This is a genomic window from Bacillus sp. KS1, assembly GCF_020075515.1.
Taxonomy (GTDB): Bacteria; Bacillota; Bacilli; order Bacillales; family Bacillaceae; genus Bacillus; species Bacillus velezensis.
The window spans coordinates 512085-530690 of the sequence record NZ_JACAWW010000004.1; the positions used below are offsets into that span (position 1 = coordinate 512085).

Here is an 18606-nt window from a genome sequence, read left to right on the forward strand (position 1 = left end):
TTACTCTTTTTATGTAAACGGTTACATAAATGAAGGAGGAGTGTTTGTTGGCAACGATTAAAGATGTCGCAGGCGCTGCCGGCGTCTCTGTTGCCACGGTTTCGCGTGTCCTCAATGACAACGGCTACGTGCATGAAGATACACGAACGAAGGTCATGCTTGCCATGGAGAAGCTGAATTATTATCCGAATGAAGTTGCCCGCTCTCTTTATAAAAGAGAATCCAGACTGGTCGGGCTTTTGCTTCCGGATATTACGAATCCCTTTTTCCCTCAGCTTGCCCGCGGCGCTGAAGACGAGTTGCAGCGGGAAGGATACCGGCTGATCATCGGCAACAGCGATGAAGAATTGGAAAAAGAACTCGACTACCTGCAAACATTTAAACAAAATCAAGTTGCCGGTATTTTGGCGGCCACCCATTACCCCGACCTTCCCGAATACAGCGGCAGCCTTTACCCGGTCGTATTTCTGGACCGGACAAAAGAAGGCGCCCCATCCGTATTCAGTGACGGGCGGGCAGGCGGAAAACGGGCGGCTGAGGAAATGCTTCGCGGCAAAAGCACAAGCATCACGCTTGTCAAAGGTCCAGTCCACCTTCCGACCGCTCAGGAACGTTTTAACGGCGCACTTAACGTGCTGCAAAAAGCAGGCGCGCCATTCAATGTCATCTCCGCCGCTTCATTTTCCATCAAGGATGCCGCCATTTTAGCAGAAGAATTGTTTGCAGCATACCCTGAAACCGACGGAGTCATTGCCAGCAACGACATTGCGGCGGCTGCCGTCCTCCATGAGGCGCTGCGGCTCGGCAAAAAAGTTCCGGAGGAGATTCAGATCATCGGATACGACGATATTCCGCAGAGCAGGCTTTTGTTCCCGCCGCTTTCAACCATCCGCCAGCCTGCATATGAGATGGGAAAAAAAGCGGCAAACCTGCTGCTGCAATTGATAAAGAAAGAGCCGCCGAAAGAGACGGCCATTCAAATGCCCGTGACTTACATAAGAAGACAAACGACGAGAAAGGATGATCACCATGAGTGAAATTTGTGTTATCGGAAGCTGTTCTATGGATCTGGTCGTCACATCTGAACGGCGTCCGAAAGCCGGAGAAACCGTACTGGGCACAGACTTTCAAACTGTGCCCGGAGGAAAAGGCGCAAATCAGGCCGTAGCCGCTTCCCGCCTGGGCGCAAACGTATATATGGTAGGAAAAGCAGGCAATGACAGCTACGGAAAAGCGATTATTGAAAACCTGAAGGCAAACGGTGTCAATACGGACTATATGGAAACGGTTACACATAAAAAAAGCGGAACGGCTCATATTGTGCTCGCAGAAGGAGACAACAGCATCGTCGTCGTCAAAGGCGCAAACGATGACATCTCCCCCGATTATGCTAAAAGTGCGCTGGCAAAACTTCCCGCAATTGATATCGTGCTGATCCAGCAGGAGATTCCTGAAGAAACCGTTGAAGAAGTGTGCAGCTACTGCCGCGCGCAGCAAATTCCGGTTATCCTGAATCCCGCGCCTGCCCGGCAGCTGAAACAATCGACGATTGAGGATGCCGCATATCTTACGCCCAACGAACATGAAGCATCCATTTTATTTCCTGACCGGACGAAAGAAGAAGCGCTCGCCGGCTATCCCGGCAAACTGTTCATTACCGAAGGAAAACAAGGTGTGCGCTACTCAGACGGCACCGCGGAACGGCTTGTTCCCGCCTTCCCTGCAGAAGCGGTCGACACGACGGGCGCCGGCGATACCTTTAATGCGGCACTTGCCGTCGCACTCGCGGAAGGACGGGACATCGAGCAAGCGCTCCTGTTTGCCAACCGCGCCGCCTCCCTGTCCGTGCAGCACTTCGGCGCCCAAGGCGGGATGCCGGCCAGAAAAGAAGTTGAGGAGCTGCTGTCATGAAAAAACACGGAATGTTAAACAGCCACATTGCCAAAGTATTGGCCGATCTCGGGCATACAGACCTCATCGCAATCGGCGATGCGGGTCTCCCCGCCCCTGCCGGCGTCCCTAAAATTGATTTGTCCTTAACGGCGGGCGTTCCCGCCTTTCGGGACGTGACCAGCCTGGTAGCCGGGGAGATGGCAGTCGAAAAGGTGATAGCCGCTTCCGAGATCAAAGACGCAAATCCTGAGAATGCAAGTTTCATAGAAAGCCATTTCTCAGCGCAGACGATCGAGTACATGTCCCACGGGGAATTCAAACGGCTCACACAGAAAGCAAAAGCCGTCATCCGAACGGGTGAAATGACACCATACGCCAACTGCATCCTGCAGGCGGGTGTGATTTTCTAGAAAGAAGGGATCCAGCATGCACATCGGCATGACAGACATTCATAAAGCATTCGGCAAAAACCAAGTGCTCTCCGGCGTCTCATTTGAGCTTCTGCCGGGAGAAATCCACGCTTTAATGGGAGAAAACGGAGCGGGCAAATCGACGTTAATGAATCTGCTCACCGGGCTCCACCGGCTCGACAAGGGAAACATTACGATAAACGGAACAAGTATGAGCTTCTCCAATCCAAAGGAAGCCGAAAAGCACGGAATCGCCTTTATCCATCAGGAACTGAATATATGGCCGGACATGACGGTGCTTGAAAACCTTTTTATCGGCAAAGAGCTGACGACGGCGTTCGGCGTTTTGGAAACGAAGAAAATGAAAGCGCTAGCAAAATCACAGCTTGAAAAACTGGGAGTCTCCCTTCCTCTTGACCGGGAAGCCGGACAATGTTCCGTCGGACAGCAGCAGATGATTGAGATTGCCAAAGCGCTGATGACAAACGCCGAAGTCATTATTATGGACGAACCGACCGCGGCGCTGACCGAACGAGAAATCAGCAAACTGTTTGACGTGATGACGGCGTTAAAGCGGGACGGCGTATCCATCGTCTATATTTCGCACCGAATGGAAGAGATATTTTCGATTTGCGACCGGATCACCATTATGCGGGACGGCCTCACTGTGGATATGGCGCATATTAAAGATACTAATTTTGATGAAGTGGTCAAAAAAATGGTCGGGCGGGAGCTGACCGATCGGTATCCGACTCGCACGCCGTCACTCGGCGATAAGGTGCTCGAAGTGAAAAACGCCTCAAAAAAAGGAAGCTTTTCACAGATCAGTTTCCATGTGAGCGCCGGAGAAATCCTCGGCGTTTCCGGCTTAATGGGTGCCGGACGGACAGAAATCATGAGGGCGCTGTTCGGAATTGACCGGCTCGATTCCGGAGAGATCTGGATTTCCGGCCGAAAAACCGGCATTCGGGGTCCGTACGATGCCATCCGCAAGGGACTCGGCCTGATTACGGAGAACCGCAAAGATGAAGGGCTGCTGCTGGATACGTCCATTCGTGAAAATATCTCATTGCCGAACCTGACCAGCTTCTCTCCGAAAGGCATCATTGACCGAAAACGCGAGGCGGAGTTCGTTGAGCTGCTCATCAAGCGTCTGACCATTAAGACCGCATCTCCGGAAACCGCCGCCCGGCATTTATCAGGAGGGAACCAGCAAAAAGTCGTCATTGCCAAATGGATCGGAATCGGCCCGAAAGTTCTCATCCTTGATGAACCGACAAGAGGCGTCGACGTAGGCGCGAAAAGGGAAATCTATTCATTAATGAATGAACTGACCGATCGCGGAGTCGCCATCATCATGGTTTCTTCCGAGCTGCCGGAAATTCTCGGCATGAGTGACAGAATCATCGTCGTCCACGAAGGGCGCATCAGCGGAGAAATCAATGCGGCCGGCGCAACACAAGAACACATCATGACACTTGCCACGGGAGGGCAGCAGAATGAAAACTGAACCAATGACATCAACTGAACAAAAGCGATTTTCCATTCATACCTTTACGCAAAAACTCGGTCCGTTTCTCGGCTTACTGATTCTTGTGCTGATCGTTTCCGTTTTAAACCCGAGTTTTCTTGAACCCCTCAATATTCTCAACCTTCTTCGGCAGGTTGCGATTAACGCTCTGATTGCATTCGGAATGACGTTTGTCATTTTAACGGGAGGAATTGATCTCTCTGTCGGAGCCATCCTCGCCTTATCGAGCGCATTGGTCGCAGGTATGATGGTCTCAGGCATCGACCCGATCTTAGCCGTCATCATCGGCTGCGTGATCGGCGCCGTACTCGGCATGATAAACGGATTATTAATCACAAAAGGAAAAATGGCGCCGTTCATCGCCACTTTGGCGACAATGACCGTCTTTCGCGGACTGACCCTCGTCTATACGGACGGAAATCCGATTACGGGGCTCGGTTCAAATTACGCATTTCAATTATTCGGGCGCGGTTATTTTCTCGGCATTCCCGTACCTGCCATTACGATGCTGATTGCATTTGCGGCCCTGTGGGTTCTTCTGCACAAAACACCGTTCGGCCGCCGGACATACGCCATCGGCGGCAATGAGAAAGCGGCGCTGATATCGGGAATCAAAGTGCCCCGCATCAAGATCATGATCTATTCTCTGACAGGTTTACTATCGGCGCTGGCGGGAGCGATTCTGACATCACGCTTAAATTCCGCACAGCCGACGGCCGGGGAATCATACGAGCTGGACGCCATCGCAGCGGTCGTTCTCGGCGGAACGAGCCTGTCCGGCGGTCGAGGGCGCATCATCGGTACGCTGATCGGGGTTTTGATTATCGGTACGCTGAACAACGGCTTGAACCTTCTCGGCGTATCATCTTTTTATCAGCTCGTCGTCAAAGGAATCGTCATTTTAATCGCGGTGCTGCTGGACCGCAAAAAATCGGCATAGTAGGAGGACCATTATGAAGAAAGCCATCATCACGATCGCGGCATTATCACTGTTTTTGCTGTCCGCCTGTTCACTTGAACCGCCGCAATGGGCAAAACCGTCAAACACAAAACATAAAAAAGAATTCACTATCGGGCTCTCCGTCTCCACATTGAACAATCCGTTCTTCGTTTCATTAAAAGAAGGCGTTGTAAAGGAAGCCAAAAAACGGGGCATGAAGGTCATTATTGTCGATGCTCAAAATGATTCATCTAAACAGTCAAATGACGTAGAAGATTTGATCCAGCAGGGAGTCGATGCGCTGCTGATCAATCCGACCGATTCATCAGCGATTTCAACAGCCGTCGAATCAGCAAATTCCCTCGGCATTCCCGTCATTGCGCTTGATCGTTCAGCCGAACACGGCAAAGTCGAAACGCTTGTCGCCTCTGACAATGTCAAAGGAGGAGAAATGGCGGCCGACTACCTCGCCGGTCAGCTCGGAAAAGGCGCCAAAGTGGCTGAATTGCAAGGGGTGCCGGGCGCATCCGCGACACGGGAACGCGGAACGGGCTTTCATCATATTGCCGACAAAAAGCTGGATGTCGTAACAAAGCAAGCGGCGGATTTTGACCGTACAAAAGGATTGACCGTCACGGAAAACCTTCTGCAGGGACATCCGGATATCAAAGCCGTGTTCGCCCATAATGATGAAATGGCACTCGGGGCGCTCGAAGCGATTAACAGCTCGGGCAAACACATTTTGGTCGTCGGTTTCGACGGAAATAAAGATGCGATTTCTTCCATTAAAAACGGAAAGCTGACAGCCACGGTCGCCCAGCAGCCGGAGCTGATCGGAAAACTGGCGGCCGAAGCGGCGGAGCAGGTGCTCAAAGGAGAAAAAGTCAAAAAAACCATTTCCGCTCCATTGAAACTTCAAACACAAAAATAACCGGCCGATGTTTAGACTTCCGGTAAAACGTGAAAGGATGAAGTAAAAGGAGAGATACAGATGAAGAAAACAGCCAAAGCGGCATCCATTCTGACCCTTGCAGCGGGAATATCAGCGGCTTCAGCTGCCGGAATAACGCCTCTTCCGGAGACACACGCGCAAGAAGCGGTCAAAATTGACGATCTGTACAGCTACCCGCTTGACTCTTATCTCGTTTCCGTGGAAGCATTGAACGTCAGAACAAAAGCATCAGCAGCCAGTCCGAGAGCTGATACCCTTCATTTAGGCGACAGCTTAAAGATCGTTTCATTCCAGAACGCTGACTGGGCAAAAGTACATTATAAAAACGGAAAAACAGGATTTGTATCTACTCATTATATTGTTAAAGAAGCAACAACCGTAAAAACGACGGCAAAAACAAAAGTATATACAGACAAACAAGCGGTCAAAGCTTCCCTTGCTAAAAACACGAGCGTTTCTTTCCTCGGATGGAAAAAGACAGCCGGCGGCGGCATTGACTTCGGCTGGGCGCTTGTCGATTACGGGGGCGCCACGGGATATATCAGCACAAAAGATCTGCAAAAACTGACATAATAGCAAAACGGATTTCGCAAATTCAGCGCGAAATCCGTTTTTTCTTTCTTGAGCAGTCAGAAACGTCTAAGGTTCGAAATATTTCTCAGGAAATATTGTCGGAAGAAGATGAATGCATACGACTCTAAAATGGCTTCTTTATGTAATCCGCCAGTCGTTTGGCATTGTCACGGATAGCCGCAGCATCGGCGGTGCTTACCCCGTACATCGCGAAAGCCGGCAAATAGGTCATACCCGTAAAATTAGCCATTGCCTGAAACGGCCTTAAGAGCTCGCTCAGTGAAAAATGGTTGGACCCGCCTGCCTGATATGCATCCTCTCCGGCACCTACGGAAACAGCCAGCAGCAATTCTTTGCCGTGCAGCGCCTTTCCTTTGGAGCCGTAAGCCCAGCCATACGCCAGCACATGATCCATCCATGTTTTTAAAAGCGGAGGCGCACTGTACCAGTACAGCGGGAATTGAAATACGATCCGGTCATACTGTTCACACAGCTGCCGTTCCTTTTCCGCATCTATTTTCCCGTCCGGATATTCTTTATAAAGCTCACGGACCGTGATTTCATCATGATTTTTTAATTCTTCTGTCCACGCCTTATTGACCGCTGAGTTGTCCATGTCAGGATGAACCGCTAATACCAATACTTTCACAGCTACCACACCTTTCCCTTTTGACTGTATTTTACCTAATCTTTGCCGGTTCAGCCAAATAAAAAGAAAGCCCCCGAGAAAAATGAGGCTTTCTTTTTTAATTTATTCCGGGCTTCCTTCGGTTGTTTCGATGTCCTTCGCAAAATTCGGATTATCTAAATTTGCGTTGAAAAAGTCCGCCGTATTCGGAAGCTTGAGGTTCATATTCATTTTTTGAGAAATGGTCACTTTACAATCTTTAATGACATAGTCAAACACGTGTCCGCCGGAATTGCGTCCTTCATCAATGAAGTGCAGGTGATATCCGGAAACAGCGATGCCGTTTGCGTAACCCGGCGTCCAGAAGCCGGCGATTGTACCCTGAATGTCGTCAAAGTTGAACACAGGCTGTGTTTTCACCGCTTCGATCATCGGAACGTACGGTTTCTCCTGGCGTTCTACCGTTCTTGTCTGCACCTTTTTAAATACGCCGTCTAAACGGATCGCATAAAATAAGTTTTTACTAGGCAGAAGGCTGGCGATTTCCTGCTCGAATTCTTCACGGGTCATTTCGCCGTCGATCGTATGCGTCATATCCGGCGTGAAAAATGTGAATGAGCAGAATGGTGACAGGTCTCCGCCTTTAACAGGCGTAGCCGTTCCGTCGCCGCGCAGACGGTAAAATTCTCCGTCAAATCCGATTAATTCGCCGTCCAGTTTGTTGAACGTGCCGATTCCGAAATCACCGAATTTCGGAATGTCAGCCATATCAAAATCTCCGTCATATACTCCGTCCAGCAGAGATGTCATTGTGGATACTTGATAGATCTGATCCTCAGGTGAGCCTTTTTCTCCGCGGCTCATCATATGGATGTCGCTTGCGTTTTTCATATTCCCTTCACTCCTTTTAAATTGGGCTGTTTTAGAAAACAGGTCATGGTGCGCAGAGTGCTAGAGAGCTTTTGCTTTCATTTTTTCTTTGAATTGCTTCGGAAGCATGTCGCTTGATAAATGGACATTGTCACTGTAATCGACAGGAATGTCAATGATGACAGGGCCTTCTGTGTTCAAGCCTTTTTGCAGCACGTCTGCCAGCTGTTCCGGTGATTCAACGCGCAAGCCGGTGGCGCCGAAGCTTTCTGCATATTTTACGATGTCAATGTTTCCGAAATCTACGCATGATGTACGGTTATATTTTTTCATTTGCTGGAATGCGACCATATCATATGTGCTGTCATTCCATACAAGGTGAACGATCGGCGCTTTTAAGCGGACTGCCGTTTCCAATTCCATTGCAGAGAACAGGAATCCTCCGTCTCCTGAAACGGATACGACTTTTTCACCCGGATTCACCAATGTGGCGGCAATCGCCCAAGGAAGCGCTACACCCAATGTCTGCATGCCGTTGCTGATCAACAGTTTCAGCGGCTCATAAGCGCGGAAGTAGCGGGACATCCAGATCGCGTGAGAACCGATATCGCAAGTGACGGTTACGTCGTCGTCAATTGCATTGCGCAGTTCTTGGACGATTTGCAGAGGATGCACTCTGTCAGATTTATGGTCGCTTGGCGCCTTCTCGCTGTCTGTGAGCATCTGTTTTAATTCGCTCAGCACTTCTTGTTCACGGCTGCCCATATCAAATGTCACAGCGTCGTGTTCAATTTGTTTAACCGTAGCGGCGATATCGCCTAATAACTCTAATTCCGGCTGATAGGCATGATCGATATCGGCCTGGATTTCGTCAAGATGGATAATAGCACGGTCGCCGTTTACGTTCCAGAACTTCGGATCGTATTCAATCGGATCATAACCGATCGTTAATACGACATCCGCCTGTTCAAGCAGAAGATCGCCCGGCTGGTTGCGGAACAGTCCGATCCGGCCGAAATATTGGTCTTCCAGCTCTCTGGACAATGTGCCGGCCCCTTGGTACGTTTCTACGAAAGGCAGTTTTGTTTTGGCAAGCAGTTTGCGGATTTGTTTTACCGCTTCCGGTCTACCGCCTTTCATGCCGACTAACAGAACGGGAAGTTTCGCCGTCTGGATTTTCGCGATAGCCGCGCTGACCGCTTCTTCCGGTGCAGGGCCTTGTTTCGGCGCCGGCACGCTGCGTACGTTTTTCACATTTGTGATTTCATTCACAACATCCTGCGGAAAGCTCACAAAAGCCGCGCCTGCCTGACCTGCTGACGCTGCCCTGAAGGCGTTTGTTACCGCTTCTGGTATATTCCCTGTTTCCTGTACTTCTACACTGTATTTTGTAATCGGCTGAAATAGCGCCGCATTGTCCAATGATTGGTGTGTCCGTTTTAACCGGTCTGCACGAATTACGTTACCCGCCAGCGCCACTACCGGATCACCTTCTGTATTAGCCGTTAACAAGCCGGTCGCCAAGTTGGATGCCCCCGGGCCTGAAGTAACGAGACAAACGCCTGGTTTTCCAGTCAGTCTTCCGACAGCCGCAGCCATAAATGCAGCGTTCTGTTCGTGACGGCATAAAACCAGTTCAGGTCCTTTATCTTTTAACGCATCAAATACTGCATCAATTTTTGCACCCGGAATGCCAAAAACATGTGTGACACCTTGCTCCACTAAGCAATCAACAACAAGCTCCGCCCCCCGATTTTTTCCAGAGGTTTTTAGTTCATTTGTTGCTTTTGCCAACACCCTCACTCCTTATTATGCATATTAAATATAAAATTTTAAGTAATTTGTGATATTATTCACTATACACTCTTTGGAAATTGACCTCCAATATCAATTCGCCGTATGATTAATATGTTTCACGAATAATTAACAAAGAGAAAGGAATGGATAAGGATGGAGCTTCGCCATCTTCAATACTTTATTGCCGTTGCCGAAGAACTTCATTTCGGCAAAGCTGCGCTTCGGTTAAATATGACACAGCCGCCTCTCAGCCAGCAGATCAAACAGCTTGAGAAGGAAGTCGGCGTGACCTTATTAAAGCGCACGAAACGGGTTGTAGAGCTTTCAGCTGCCGGAGAAAGTTTTTTAAAACACAGCAGAAACGCGATCGAAGAAATAGACAAAGCGATTGAAATGGCGCAGAGAACGGCGCGGGGAGAGCTCGGCCGCCTTGTCGTCGGTTTTGTCGGCTCGGCCACATATGAATTTCTGCCGCCGATCATTCGGGAATTCCGCGAAAAATTCCCCTCCGTCAAGCTTGATCTGCGTGAAATTTCTTCTTTCAGACAGCAGGAAGAACTTCTGAAGGGGAACATTGATATCGGCATCCTTCATCCGCCTTTACAGCATTCCGCGTTACATATGGAAAAGGTGCAGAGCAGCCCGTGCATTCTGGCTTTGCCGAAGCAGCACCCGCTTACCGCTAAACAGACAATCGACATTCAGGATTTAAAAAATGAACCGATTATCACACTGTCGAAAGAAACATGGCCGACTTTATACCTAGAGTTTGTAAACTACTGCGAGCAGGCGGGCTTCAAACCGAAAATCGTTCAGGAAGCGACGGAGTATCAAATGGTGATCGGATTGGTTAGTGCCGGCATCGGCGTAACCTTCGTGCCTTCTTCTGCTAGAAAGCTGTTTAATCTCGAAGTCGCCTACCGCGGCATTAATCAGGTGCAGCTCACGGCCGAATGGGTCATTGCCTACCGCAAGGATAATCAAAATCCGATTCTGAAACATTTTCTGGATATTATGAATAAGCGCCAGGCTTTATTGCAGGCGGATAAGGAAAATGCATAAAAAAGAGTGCCGCCGAAAGCAGCCTCTTTTTTTTTGTGCTTTTATGGATTTTTACTAAATTGGTAGAAACGCTCAGTACACCTTACGACCTGTACCCGTATACATACAGTACAACTGATCAGGAGGGATAAAAATAACGGGGCGGCAATGACCCATCTAAAAGGAGGCAGAACACATTACACATATTACCGTCATTTTGACCCTGATTTCTTTCTTTGTGACCATTATTTTTATATTTTGGAGACCCGGGGGATTAAATGAAGCCGTTCCGGCGTCGCTGGGCGCCATTCTCGTTTTGTTATGCGGAACCGTTTCCTTTCATGATTTGGGCGATATAGGGTCAAAAGTCACCGGAGCATCAATCACCATTATCTCCACAATGATTATGGCAATCGCGCTGGAAAGCTTCGGTTTTTTTAACTGGGCGGCAGCCAAACTGCTTCACCGCGCCAAGGGATCGGGCATCCGGCTTTTTTGGCTGACCAACCTGCTCTGTTTTTCAATGACGCTCTTTCTGAATAATGACGGCAGCGTCTTAATCACCACTCCTATTTTACTATTGGTCTTACAATATCTCGGACTTAAAAGACATCAGAAAACACCGTATTTAATAAGCGGCGTATTAATTGCGACGGCCGCAAGCACCCCGATCGGCGTCAGTAATATCGTCAATTTAATTTCTCTCAAAATGATAGGCATGGACCTTTATTTGTACACCAATATGATGTTTATCCCCGGCACGCTGGGACTGGTGTTTATGGCCTTTCTGCTCTTTGCCGTTTTTTACCGCCGTTTGCCGAAACAGCTCCCCGATATTCCGGTTCACTTTGACTCGCTGGAACACAAACGATATCATCCGCTTCAGCCTCCGCCAGACCCGACCCAAAACAGCCGTACGAACATCATGTTTTGTGTTTTGGTATTTGTATTGTTCGTCCGGATCAGTCTGTTTGCAGCTTCTTACAACGGCATATCCGTTTCGCTCGTGGCTGTCATCAGTTCAGTCATCCTGCTTGGCTGGAGATGGTTTTATTTAAAAATCGGACCGGCAGACTTATTAAGGAAAGCGCCTTGGCATATCTTTATTTTTGCCTTCACGATGTACATTATCATCTACGGACTGCATAATATCGGACTGACGGCGCTGCTTGTTCAGTCTATTGAGCCTTATGTCTCGCAAAGCATTGCCCACGCTGCAACTATTATGGGCATTGCTACATCCGTCCTCTCTAATTTGTTCAATAACCATCCCGCCTTAATGATCAGCACTTTGACATTAACTGAAATGTCCATCGACCCATTAACCGTAAAAATCATTTATCTGGCTAATATTATCGGCAGTGATATCGGATCATTGCTTCTGCCGATCGGGACTTTAGCCACGCTGATCTGGATGCATATCATCAGACAGCACGGCGAAAAAGTTTCTTGGTCAGAATATATCAAAACGACCATTATCATTGTCCCTCTCACCGTCGTGTTTACCATTACCGTTTTATATGTTTGGATCAGTTGGATTTACCTTTAGCTCCCATGAAAAAAACTGCCTGCTGTATAAGAGAGGCAGTTTTATCATTTATGGCAGGTGCATGGTTTTTAAATGATTCAATTTCCAAAAAACAGTATCGCCGTCTGCATTGGTCAGTTCAAGAATATTATCTGAGACATCCTGCAACAGCCCCACTTTATTCGGTATATCTCCTAAATCCAGAATAATCAGCTTCCCGATATATCTTTTTAATTGCTCCTCAAAATTCCGGACAAGGGGCACATTAGCGGGAACAACCGGCAGCTCTGAACTGTTTAACGTATACGGCGTCTGCTCATCGGAATAGGGTGTCAGCCATTTCAAATGATGCATCGAGATGAAAAGAGTCTTATAAACCGGAGAGAAGAAAACAAAATAATCATTTAAAACACTTGTCACATACCCATGAATGGAACGGTCTCCCGTAACAAATATTTCTGTGAATCTGCCTTTTATATGCTGGAGGGTATTCCGGTAAGAAAAGGAATGTTCCTGTTTTTCGGGATGCGGACTTTTTTTTCTTGCGTACGGTTCTTTATTCTCTTCGTCCGCGAGCGTCAATGTCATCCTCTGAAGATGCAGCAGCGGAATATAAAGAAACGTCCGGCCGTCATGTATCACAATGATATCCTGACCGATATCCAAAAGAGTTCCTGAAAATGTCGTATTCCCCGATATCTCAATATCGACTTGTTTATCCAGAAATCTGCTTAATCCAGCCATTTCATTCCCCCCTCTCCCGCGTTTACGGACAATCTTTCCAATCATTTACGGCCGTGTTTCCACCGATAATCTATTGTCCTTAATACAGTGGCGTAGCTATAAGAGTTCTCTTCCTCCCGTTTTGAGGATCGAACGGATCTTGATGATCTTTTCGACTTTTTAGAGGAAGTACGCTGCTCTTCGCGTGATTCTTCTTCATGCGGCTTTTCTTCTTCGGCGCTCTCTTTCTCACCTTTATTCTCGCCGTCTTTATTCTCCTCTTTTTTAGCTGCTCCTTTTGCCCCTTCGCTGATGCTCTTGATATGAAAAGGATAGATCCGCAGCACTTCTTTATCTTTCACAAGAGTGTAGTGGCCGTCGGAATTATCCACAAGTATACCTTCAACGGCTTCAGGACCTCCGCGGTTGATGGATACCCATTTGTGGATCAGGCGTTTAAATATGCCGTGAAAATCATCAGCCATTTCAAATTCCGGGCGCTCCTCCTCTTGGCCGTCCTCTTCTTGTTCCGCGCTGATGCTTTTGACATGGTCGGCGTTAAAATATACAATTCCGTCATCTTCCGTTTCCAGCACGAGAAAATCATCCCCTGTTTCGTGAAGCTTTCCTCTTTTCGATTCCGGACCTCCCTGATTCAATTGCACCGTGCGATTGGTCATCCGGCTGATCAGGTCTTGAAAATCATCAGCTTTTTCACATTCTGCCGCTTCGGCCGGCGATACGGTTTCACTCGTATTTTCCGTCACACTTTTCACATGTTTCCATTGATAATAAACGATTTTATTATCAACCTGAAGAGCGATATAATCCGATTGAATGTCTGCTAATCTCCCTGTCTTGGACTCCGGACCTCCCCGGTAGACAGTAATTACTTTTCCTTCCATCGCATGCAAAAAGTTGTCATCAGACCGCTGCCGCTTCGTATTGCGTTTCATCTATTGTCCTCCTAGTCATTTTTCTCATAATGTAAAAAGCATAATGCATATATACGTATCACGATTATTTTCGGGAACTGATTCACCAGCCTATTTGTAAAAAATCTTTCTTCATTTCCAAATCAGATATTCCACCGCTCTAACTCACTGCTGATGAAGGCGGACCGCTCCTTAATATATTCGCAAATCACTTCAGGCTCCCGGTCAAAGCTATCAATCTCCTCTTTCTTATAAGGATCCTTCGCGACATGCGGCCTGATCTGCTCATACAGTGACATGACCTTCGGCTTCATATGTTCAATGGTAAACCGGGTCTGAAGCGTCTCTTCCAAAAGCCGTTTGTACGCTTTGCGGAAATACGGTTCATCCAGAAGCCTTGCAGTCAAGGTATTAAACCCTTGTATTCTGACATAATCGGCCTCCATCCGATCACCATGAATGTCTCTTCCCCAAGTCGCATCGTAATCCCACGGAATGACTTCAAAAAGTCCCGTTTCATGATTCCGGTACAAAGCGTAATTATGAACAAATCCATCGTAGTTTGAGGTAAACACGATGCCCGCAAGCCACCGCAAATACTTATCGGCGTCCAAGTGTTTGACGATCTCCCCCTTGAACTCTGACTTCGGCACGGTATTAATTTTATAGATCATATCCTGCAAGTATAAATCGTCTTCTTTCGTTCCCGTTTTCTTTTCATAACCAAGTTCGAGCGATGTTTTCGTATCCCGCTCCAGATCACTGACGAGGGAGAAATTGGCGTCGTCATCAACCGCGTAAAAAACAGCCCCTTCCGCCAAATTCCGTTTCGCCAGAAAATATTCATCCACTGACTCCAGCTCAAGATACACACCCTCATGTCTGCCATTGATTTGCAAGGTTACGAAATTTGCCTTTGGTGACAGCGTCCCAAGCTCCGCGAAGAAATCGAGAGACAGTTTATTCCGCATCATCGACGGATCTTTGTATTCAGCGTTTAAATGTATCTCTTTCGCCCTGCGAAATGTTTTCGGCGAATAAAAAGCGATGTGATACGATTTTTTCTTGAAATCTCTTATATGAGAGCCGCGGTACGCCAGATCAATGTCAAGCCGTTTTTGATTCACTCTCAGCACCGCGGGCACCGGATCATCATCCCAAATGTCTTTTTTCAGCTCCATTAAGTCTTTCGGGTGAATAAACAGCTGGTATAGAGGCAATGTTGATTGGTCTTTCATCAGTAACCCTCCCTGTATTAATTTAGGCTGTGCTTTTTATATAAAACTCAGCGAATCACACATACACTTTTTTCATTCATGCGTACTATGTGGTAGTAAGGATCGCATCCTTAAAACATATATCATGAGGAGGTTTCAAAATGGGCCACTATTCCCATTCTGATATCGAAGAAGCAGTAAAGTCCGCAAGCACCGAGGGATTGGAAGATTATTTGTATCAAGAACCAAAAAGCAGTAAGAAGAGAAAATCTCGCAAGCATAAAAAATCCCGTTCTCACAAAAAATCTCGCAGCCATAAAAAATCGTGCCGCTCTCACAAAAAATCTCGCAGCCATAAAAAATCCCGCTCTCACAAAAGATCTCGCAGCCATAAAAAATCCCGTTCGCACAAAAAATCTCGCAGCCATAAAAAATCCCGTTCGCACAAAAAATCTCGCAGCCATAAAAAATCCCGCTCTCACAAAAAATCTCGCAGCCGTAAAAAATCATGCCGGTCTCACAAAAAATCTCGCAGCCACAAAAAATCATGCCGCCGCAAGAAAAAACGCACGCAGAAAAAACCTTATCGTCCTCATAAAAAAGACCCTTGCAAAAAAGACGATTACTGCAGCAAAACAGAGTACTGGAAAGACGGGAACATCTGGGTTGTAAAGAAAAACTACAAGTAACACCATTCGTAAATAGGCTGCCGGCTAAACGGAAGCCTTTTTCCTCAATCAGATATATGCCACGTGATAAGATATGCAGCCGGTTTTCTTTTGTTGTGTTTCCGAATTTTCTTTCTGTATAATCAGGTCATACGATAAAGAAAGGCGGCCGAAATCATGCATATCTTACGAGCAGACGAACTGAACGCAAAAGACACTTACAAATTGCTTTCGGGTACAGTCGTTCCCCGGCCGATCGCATTTGTCACTACGCGGTCATCCATCAACGGCGCCGTAAACGCGGCGCCCTTCAGTTTCTATAACGTTGTCTCCGCAGAACCGCCGCTTCTGGCCATCTCAGTCAGCCGCGCGGACGGACGGCAGAAAGACACCGCGAGAAACGCAATCGCTCATCGGGAATTCGTCGTACACGTCAGTGATGAGTCCATTATTGAAGACATTAACAAAACGGCGGCAAGGCTTGATCCTGATGTCAGTGAGCTTGGCATGACAGACCTTTCTGTGACAGACAGCGCTTGCATCAGCGTTCCCGGTATAAAAGAAGCAAAAGTCAGATTTGAATGTATACTCGAACGCCATCTTACGTTCCAAAATGACAGCGGAGAAACGACGACAGACCTCATCATCGGCAGAGTCGTTTGTTTTCATTTGAATGACCAAGTATATGACGCCGATAAAGGCTACATACGGACAGATGAGCTGAAGCCTGCGGCAAGGCTCGCGGGGAATGAATACGCCAGACTCGGGAAGACATATACGCTTGTCCGCCCGACCTGAAGCAGGAACCATTATAATAGAAGAAACTAGTCAAAAATACCCCTTTTGAAAGGGGTCTTTTTGAGTCTTTTACCATTAAACTCAGCCTAATGTCTTATAGAATGCCGAAACTTACAAGCTCCTCACCCGTATGAAACGAGTGACACATTTTTAGGAGGCAGACAGTTACTGATTTTTTCAGCCGTATTTATTTTGCTCAGCCTTATGTTTCAAGTATTTGCCGTCAAAGTTCTCAATTTGCCAAAGCCTGTTAAAAAGCAGAAGCCGATAAACGGCACACATCGATTAATCGAAATCACACTGCTTATTACGGGCATCGCAGCGGTGAATTTTTCCAATGAAATGTACGTATTTGCGGGAGTTGTTTTCATGCTATTTTGCTGCACCGGCATAATGGAATGGCGGCACCGGCGGGAGGAAAAGCAATATGTGTACGATTCGTTTTACGCGGGTCTTTCTGCCGCGCTTGGCGTGCTTATTTTTTTTATCAGTTAGCGTAGCTCTATACTCCTGCGGCCGCTCCGTCGCCGCGCGGGTCGGCACCGCCTTGGAGAAAGCCTTCTTCATCAATGACGATCGCTGCCGCATGGCCCATAAGCCCGTCAAAATCACCAACGGTCTCGACGCGGTGGCCGCTCTGCCTTAGGGCTTCTCTCGTTTCAGGGCTGATTCTGCTTTCAACCCTCAGCCCTTCATACTCCTCTCCCCATGTCCGTCCCCAGACCCAGCGCGGCTCATTGATCGCCTGCTGGGGGTCCATTTTGTAATCAATGATGCGCGTAATCATCGCTGTCTGAGTTTGCGGCTGGCCTTCTCCTCCCTGGGTTCCGTACAGGATGTGCGGCTTTCCTTCTTTACAGGCTATCGCCGGCATGAGGGTGTGGAACGTCCGCTTGCCGGGTTCAAGTGTATTGACATGGGATTCGTCCAGCGAAAAAAATGACCCGCGGTTTTGCAGCAGAATGCCCGTCTCCCCCGCTGTAACGGCAGACCCGAACTCGAAATAGAGGCTCTGAATAAAGGAAACGGCATTTCCTTCCGCATCGGCGACGGCGGCATAAGCAGTGTCGCTTCCGACCGGCCGGCTTACCGCCGGCGCAGCCACGTTACCGATTTCTTCCGCCAGCTGCTTTGCATACCGTTTATCAAGCAGCCGATCCAGCGGAATATGAGAAAATGCCGGATCAGTCAGCACTTCATTCCGGTGCTGAAAACTCTTCTTCAGCGCCTCGATCAGCAGATGATAATAGTCAAAGGAACCGTGTTCGATCTGAGAAAAATCATAGTTTTCCAATATATTGAGCGTCATTAAGCCTGTAAAGCCCTGTGAATTCGGCGGAGCCTGATAGATTTTGCACCCGCGGTAATCGGAGGATACCGGGTTCGTCCACTCGCCGCGGTGGGTTTTAAAGTCATCAAGTGTCAGACGGCCGCCGTTGTTTTGCAGAAAGGATGTGATGCGTTGAGCGAGATCTCCTTCATAAAAAGCGCTTCTGCCTTTCTCGGCAAGCTGCTCCAAGCTGGCCGCCAGATCCTTCTGGACAAACCGTTCACCGGGCATGGGCGCTTTTTTGTTTCTCGTAAAAATGGCCGAGGTGTAAGGCGTCGAGGCTAAAAGAGCGAGATTGCGTTCTGTGTGGGCGCACTGGTCGGCGGACACCGGAAATCCGTTTGCCGCATAATCAAGAGCTGGCTTCAGCACCTCAGCGAGCGAAAGACGCCCGTACGCCGAAAGCACGGCATCCCAGCTGTCCGCCATTCCCGGAACGGTAATGGCGCTTTCTGTCCCGCGCAGAGGGATCGCTTCTCTGCCCCGATACAAGTCTCTCGTCACATGCTTCCCTGAACGGCCGCTCCCGTTATAAGCTTTGATTCGTCCCGTTTCTTTATGGTAAGTGAGCCAAAATGAATCCCCGCCAAGACCCGTCATATGCGGATACACGACTGCCAGACAGGCGCTGACCGCCACTGCCGCGTCAAACGCGTTTCCGCCCTTTTCCAGAATGCCGGCCCCCGCCTGAGAAGCGAGATAATGCGGACTGACGACCATTTGTTTCGTTCCGATGGTTGAAGTATTCATAGCAAGCCCCTTTACAAATTTT

19 protein-coding genes are annotated in these 18606 nt (G+C 48.2%); 12 read left to right on the forward strand and 7 right to left on the reverse strand.

All coding sequences use genetic code 11. The annotated features are described in order from the left end of the window. The first annotated feature begins 47 nt into the window (after positions 1-47). From HWY38_RS02905 to HWY38_RS02935, 7 genes are read left to right on the forward strand one after another with little or no spacing between them, the layout of a single operon-like run. A complete protein-coding gene (locus tag HWY38_RS02905; protein WP_044801942.1) occupies positions 48-1037 on the forward strand; it encodes a LacI family DNA-binding transcriptional regulator in 990 nt (329 codons plus the stop codon). Then, complete coding sequence (gene rbsK, locus HWY38_RS02910) at positions 1030-1911, forward strand: ribokinase (RefSeq protein WP_224181229.1); 882 nt, start codon at positions 1030-1032, stop codon at positions 1909-1911. Before HWY38_RS02905 ends, rbsK begins: the two co-directional genes overlap by 8 nt. Next, positions 1908-2303 (forward strand): D-ribose pyranase, encoded by a 396-nt coding sequence (gene rbsD / locus HWY38_RS02915; RefSeq protein WP_224181230.1) that lies wholly within the window; start codon positions 1908-1910, stop codon positions 2301-2303. The genes rbsK and rbsD overlap by 4 nt, the downstream gene beginning before the upstream one ends. Positions 2304-2319: 16 nt before the next feature. Continuing rightward, a complete protein-coding gene (locus HWY38_RS02920; protein ID WP_224181231.1) occupies positions 2320-3813 on the forward strand; it encodes a sugar ABC transporter ATP-binding protein in 1494 nt (497 codons plus the stop codon). Next, positions 3803-4774 carry a ribose ABC transporter permease RbsC gene (rbsC, locus tag HWY38_RS02925; RefSeq protein WP_012118605.1) on the forward strand — a complete coding sequence of 324 codons (972 nt, stop codon included), beginning with the start codon at positions 3803-3805 and terminating at the stop codon, positions 4772-4774. Before HWY38_RS02920 ends, rbsC begins: the two co-directional genes overlap by 11 nt. A 13-nt stretch (positions 4775-4787) precedes the next feature. Further along, complete coding sequence (rbsB, locus tag HWY38_RS02930; protein WP_224181232.1) at positions 4788-5705, forward strand: ribose ABC transporter substrate-binding protein RbsB; 918 nt, start codon at positions 4788-4790, stop codon at positions 5703-5705. 60 nt (positions 5706-5765) lie between these two features. Then, on the forward strand, positions 5766-6299 hold the full coding sequence (locus HWY38_RS02935; protein WP_224181233.1) for an SH3 domain-containing protein: 534 nt from the start codon (positions 5766-5768) through the stop codon (positions 6297-6299). Positions 6300-6423: 124 nt separating this feature from the next. On the opposite strand, the gene HWY38_RS02940 is transcribed toward HWY38_RS02935, so the two are convergent. The 3 genes from HWY38_RS02940 to alsS form a co-directional block, all read right to left on the reverse strand. Next, complete coding sequence (locus HWY38_RS02940; protein ID WP_224181234.1) at positions 6424-6948, reverse strand: NAD(P)H-dependent oxidoreductase; 525 nt, start codon at positions 6946-6948, stop codon at positions 6424-6426. Between the two features lie 102 nt (positions 6949-7050). Continuing rightward, positions 7051-7818, reverse strand: a complete 768-nt coding sequence (gene budA / locus HWY38_RS02945) for an acetolactate decarboxylase (protein WP_003151318.1) — start codon at positions 7816-7818, stop codon at positions 7051-7053. A 60-nt stretch (positions 7819-7878) separates the two neighbouring features. Beyond that, positions 7879-9591, reverse strand: a complete 1713-nt coding sequence (gene alsS, locus HWY38_RS02950) for an acetolactate synthase AlsS (protein ID WP_007407527.1) — start codon at positions 9589-9591, stop codon at positions 7879-7881. Positions 9592-9747: 156 nt separating this feature from the next. On the opposite strand from alsS, the gene alsR reads away from it, so the two are divergent. Together alsR and HWY38_RS02960 are read left to right on the forward strand one after the other, a co-directional pair. After that, complete coding sequence (gene alsR / locus HWY38_RS02955; protein ID WP_038460104.1) at positions 9748-10656, forward strand: acetoin biosynthesis transcriptional regulator AlsR; 909 nt, start codon at positions 9748-9750, stop codon at positions 10654-10656. 196 nt (positions 10657-10852) lie between these two features. After that, complete coding sequence (locus HWY38_RS02960) at positions 10853-12184, forward strand: arsenic transporter (protein ID WP_224181235.1); 1332 nt, start codon at positions 10853-10855, stop codon at positions 12182-12184. Positions 12185-12232: 48 nt separating this feature from the next. On the opposite strand, the gene HWY38_RS02965 is transcribed toward HWY38_RS02960, so the two are convergent. From HWY38_RS02965 to HWY38_RS02975, 3 genes are all read right to left on the reverse strand, one after another. Continuing rightward, complete coding sequence (locus HWY38_RS02965; protein WP_224181236.1) at positions 12233-12907, reverse strand: DUF2642 domain-containing protein; 675 nt, start codon at positions 12905-12907, stop codon at positions 12233-12235. A 41-nt stretch (positions 12908-12948) separates the two neighbouring features. Then, entirely contained in the window at positions 12949-13842 is an 894-nt protein-coding gene (locus HWY38_RS02970) for a spore coat protein (RefSeq protein ID WP_101670490.1), read from the reverse strand. A gap of 122 nt (positions 13843-13964) precedes the next feature. Next, entirely contained in the window at positions 13965-15059 is a 1095-nt protein-coding gene (locus HWY38_RS02975) for a CotH kinase family protein (protein WP_224181237.1), read from the reverse strand. 140 nt (positions 15060-15199) lie between these two features. Here HWY38_RS02975 and cotG point away from each other — a divergent pair, with 140 nt between their 5' ends. The 3 genes from cotG (at position 15200) to HWY38_RS02990 (ending at position 16999) form a co-directional block, all read left to right on the forward strand. Beyond that, positions 15200-15727 (forward strand): spore coat protein CotG, encoded by a 528-nt coding sequence (gene cotG / locus HWY38_RS02980; protein ID WP_224181238.1) that lies wholly within the window; start codon positions 15200-15202, stop codon positions 15725-15727. Between the two features lie 156 nt (positions 15728-15883). Beyond that, positions 15884-16504, forward strand: a complete 621-nt coding sequence (locus HWY38_RS02985) for a flavin reductase family protein (protein ID WP_032876047.1) — start codon at positions 15884-15886, stop codon at positions 16502-16504. A gap of 204 nt (positions 16505-16708) precedes the next feature. Then, positions 16709-16999 carry a DUF4181 domain-containing protein gene (locus HWY38_RS02990; RefSeq protein ID WP_317986211.1) on the forward strand — a complete coding sequence of 97 codons (291 nt, stop codon included), beginning with the start codon at positions 16709-16711 and terminating at the stop codon, positions 16997-16999. A 7-nt stretch (positions 17000-17006) separates the two neighbouring features. Here the strand turns inward: HWY38_RS02990 and ggt are convergent, their stop codons facing one another. Beyond that, positions 17007-18584, reverse strand: coding sequence for a gamma-glutamyltransferase (gene ggt, locus HWY38_RS02995; RefSeq protein ID WP_224181240.1), 1578 nt, complete (start codon positions 18582-18584; stop codon positions 17007-17009). Positions 18585-18606: the final 22 nt, after the last annotated feature.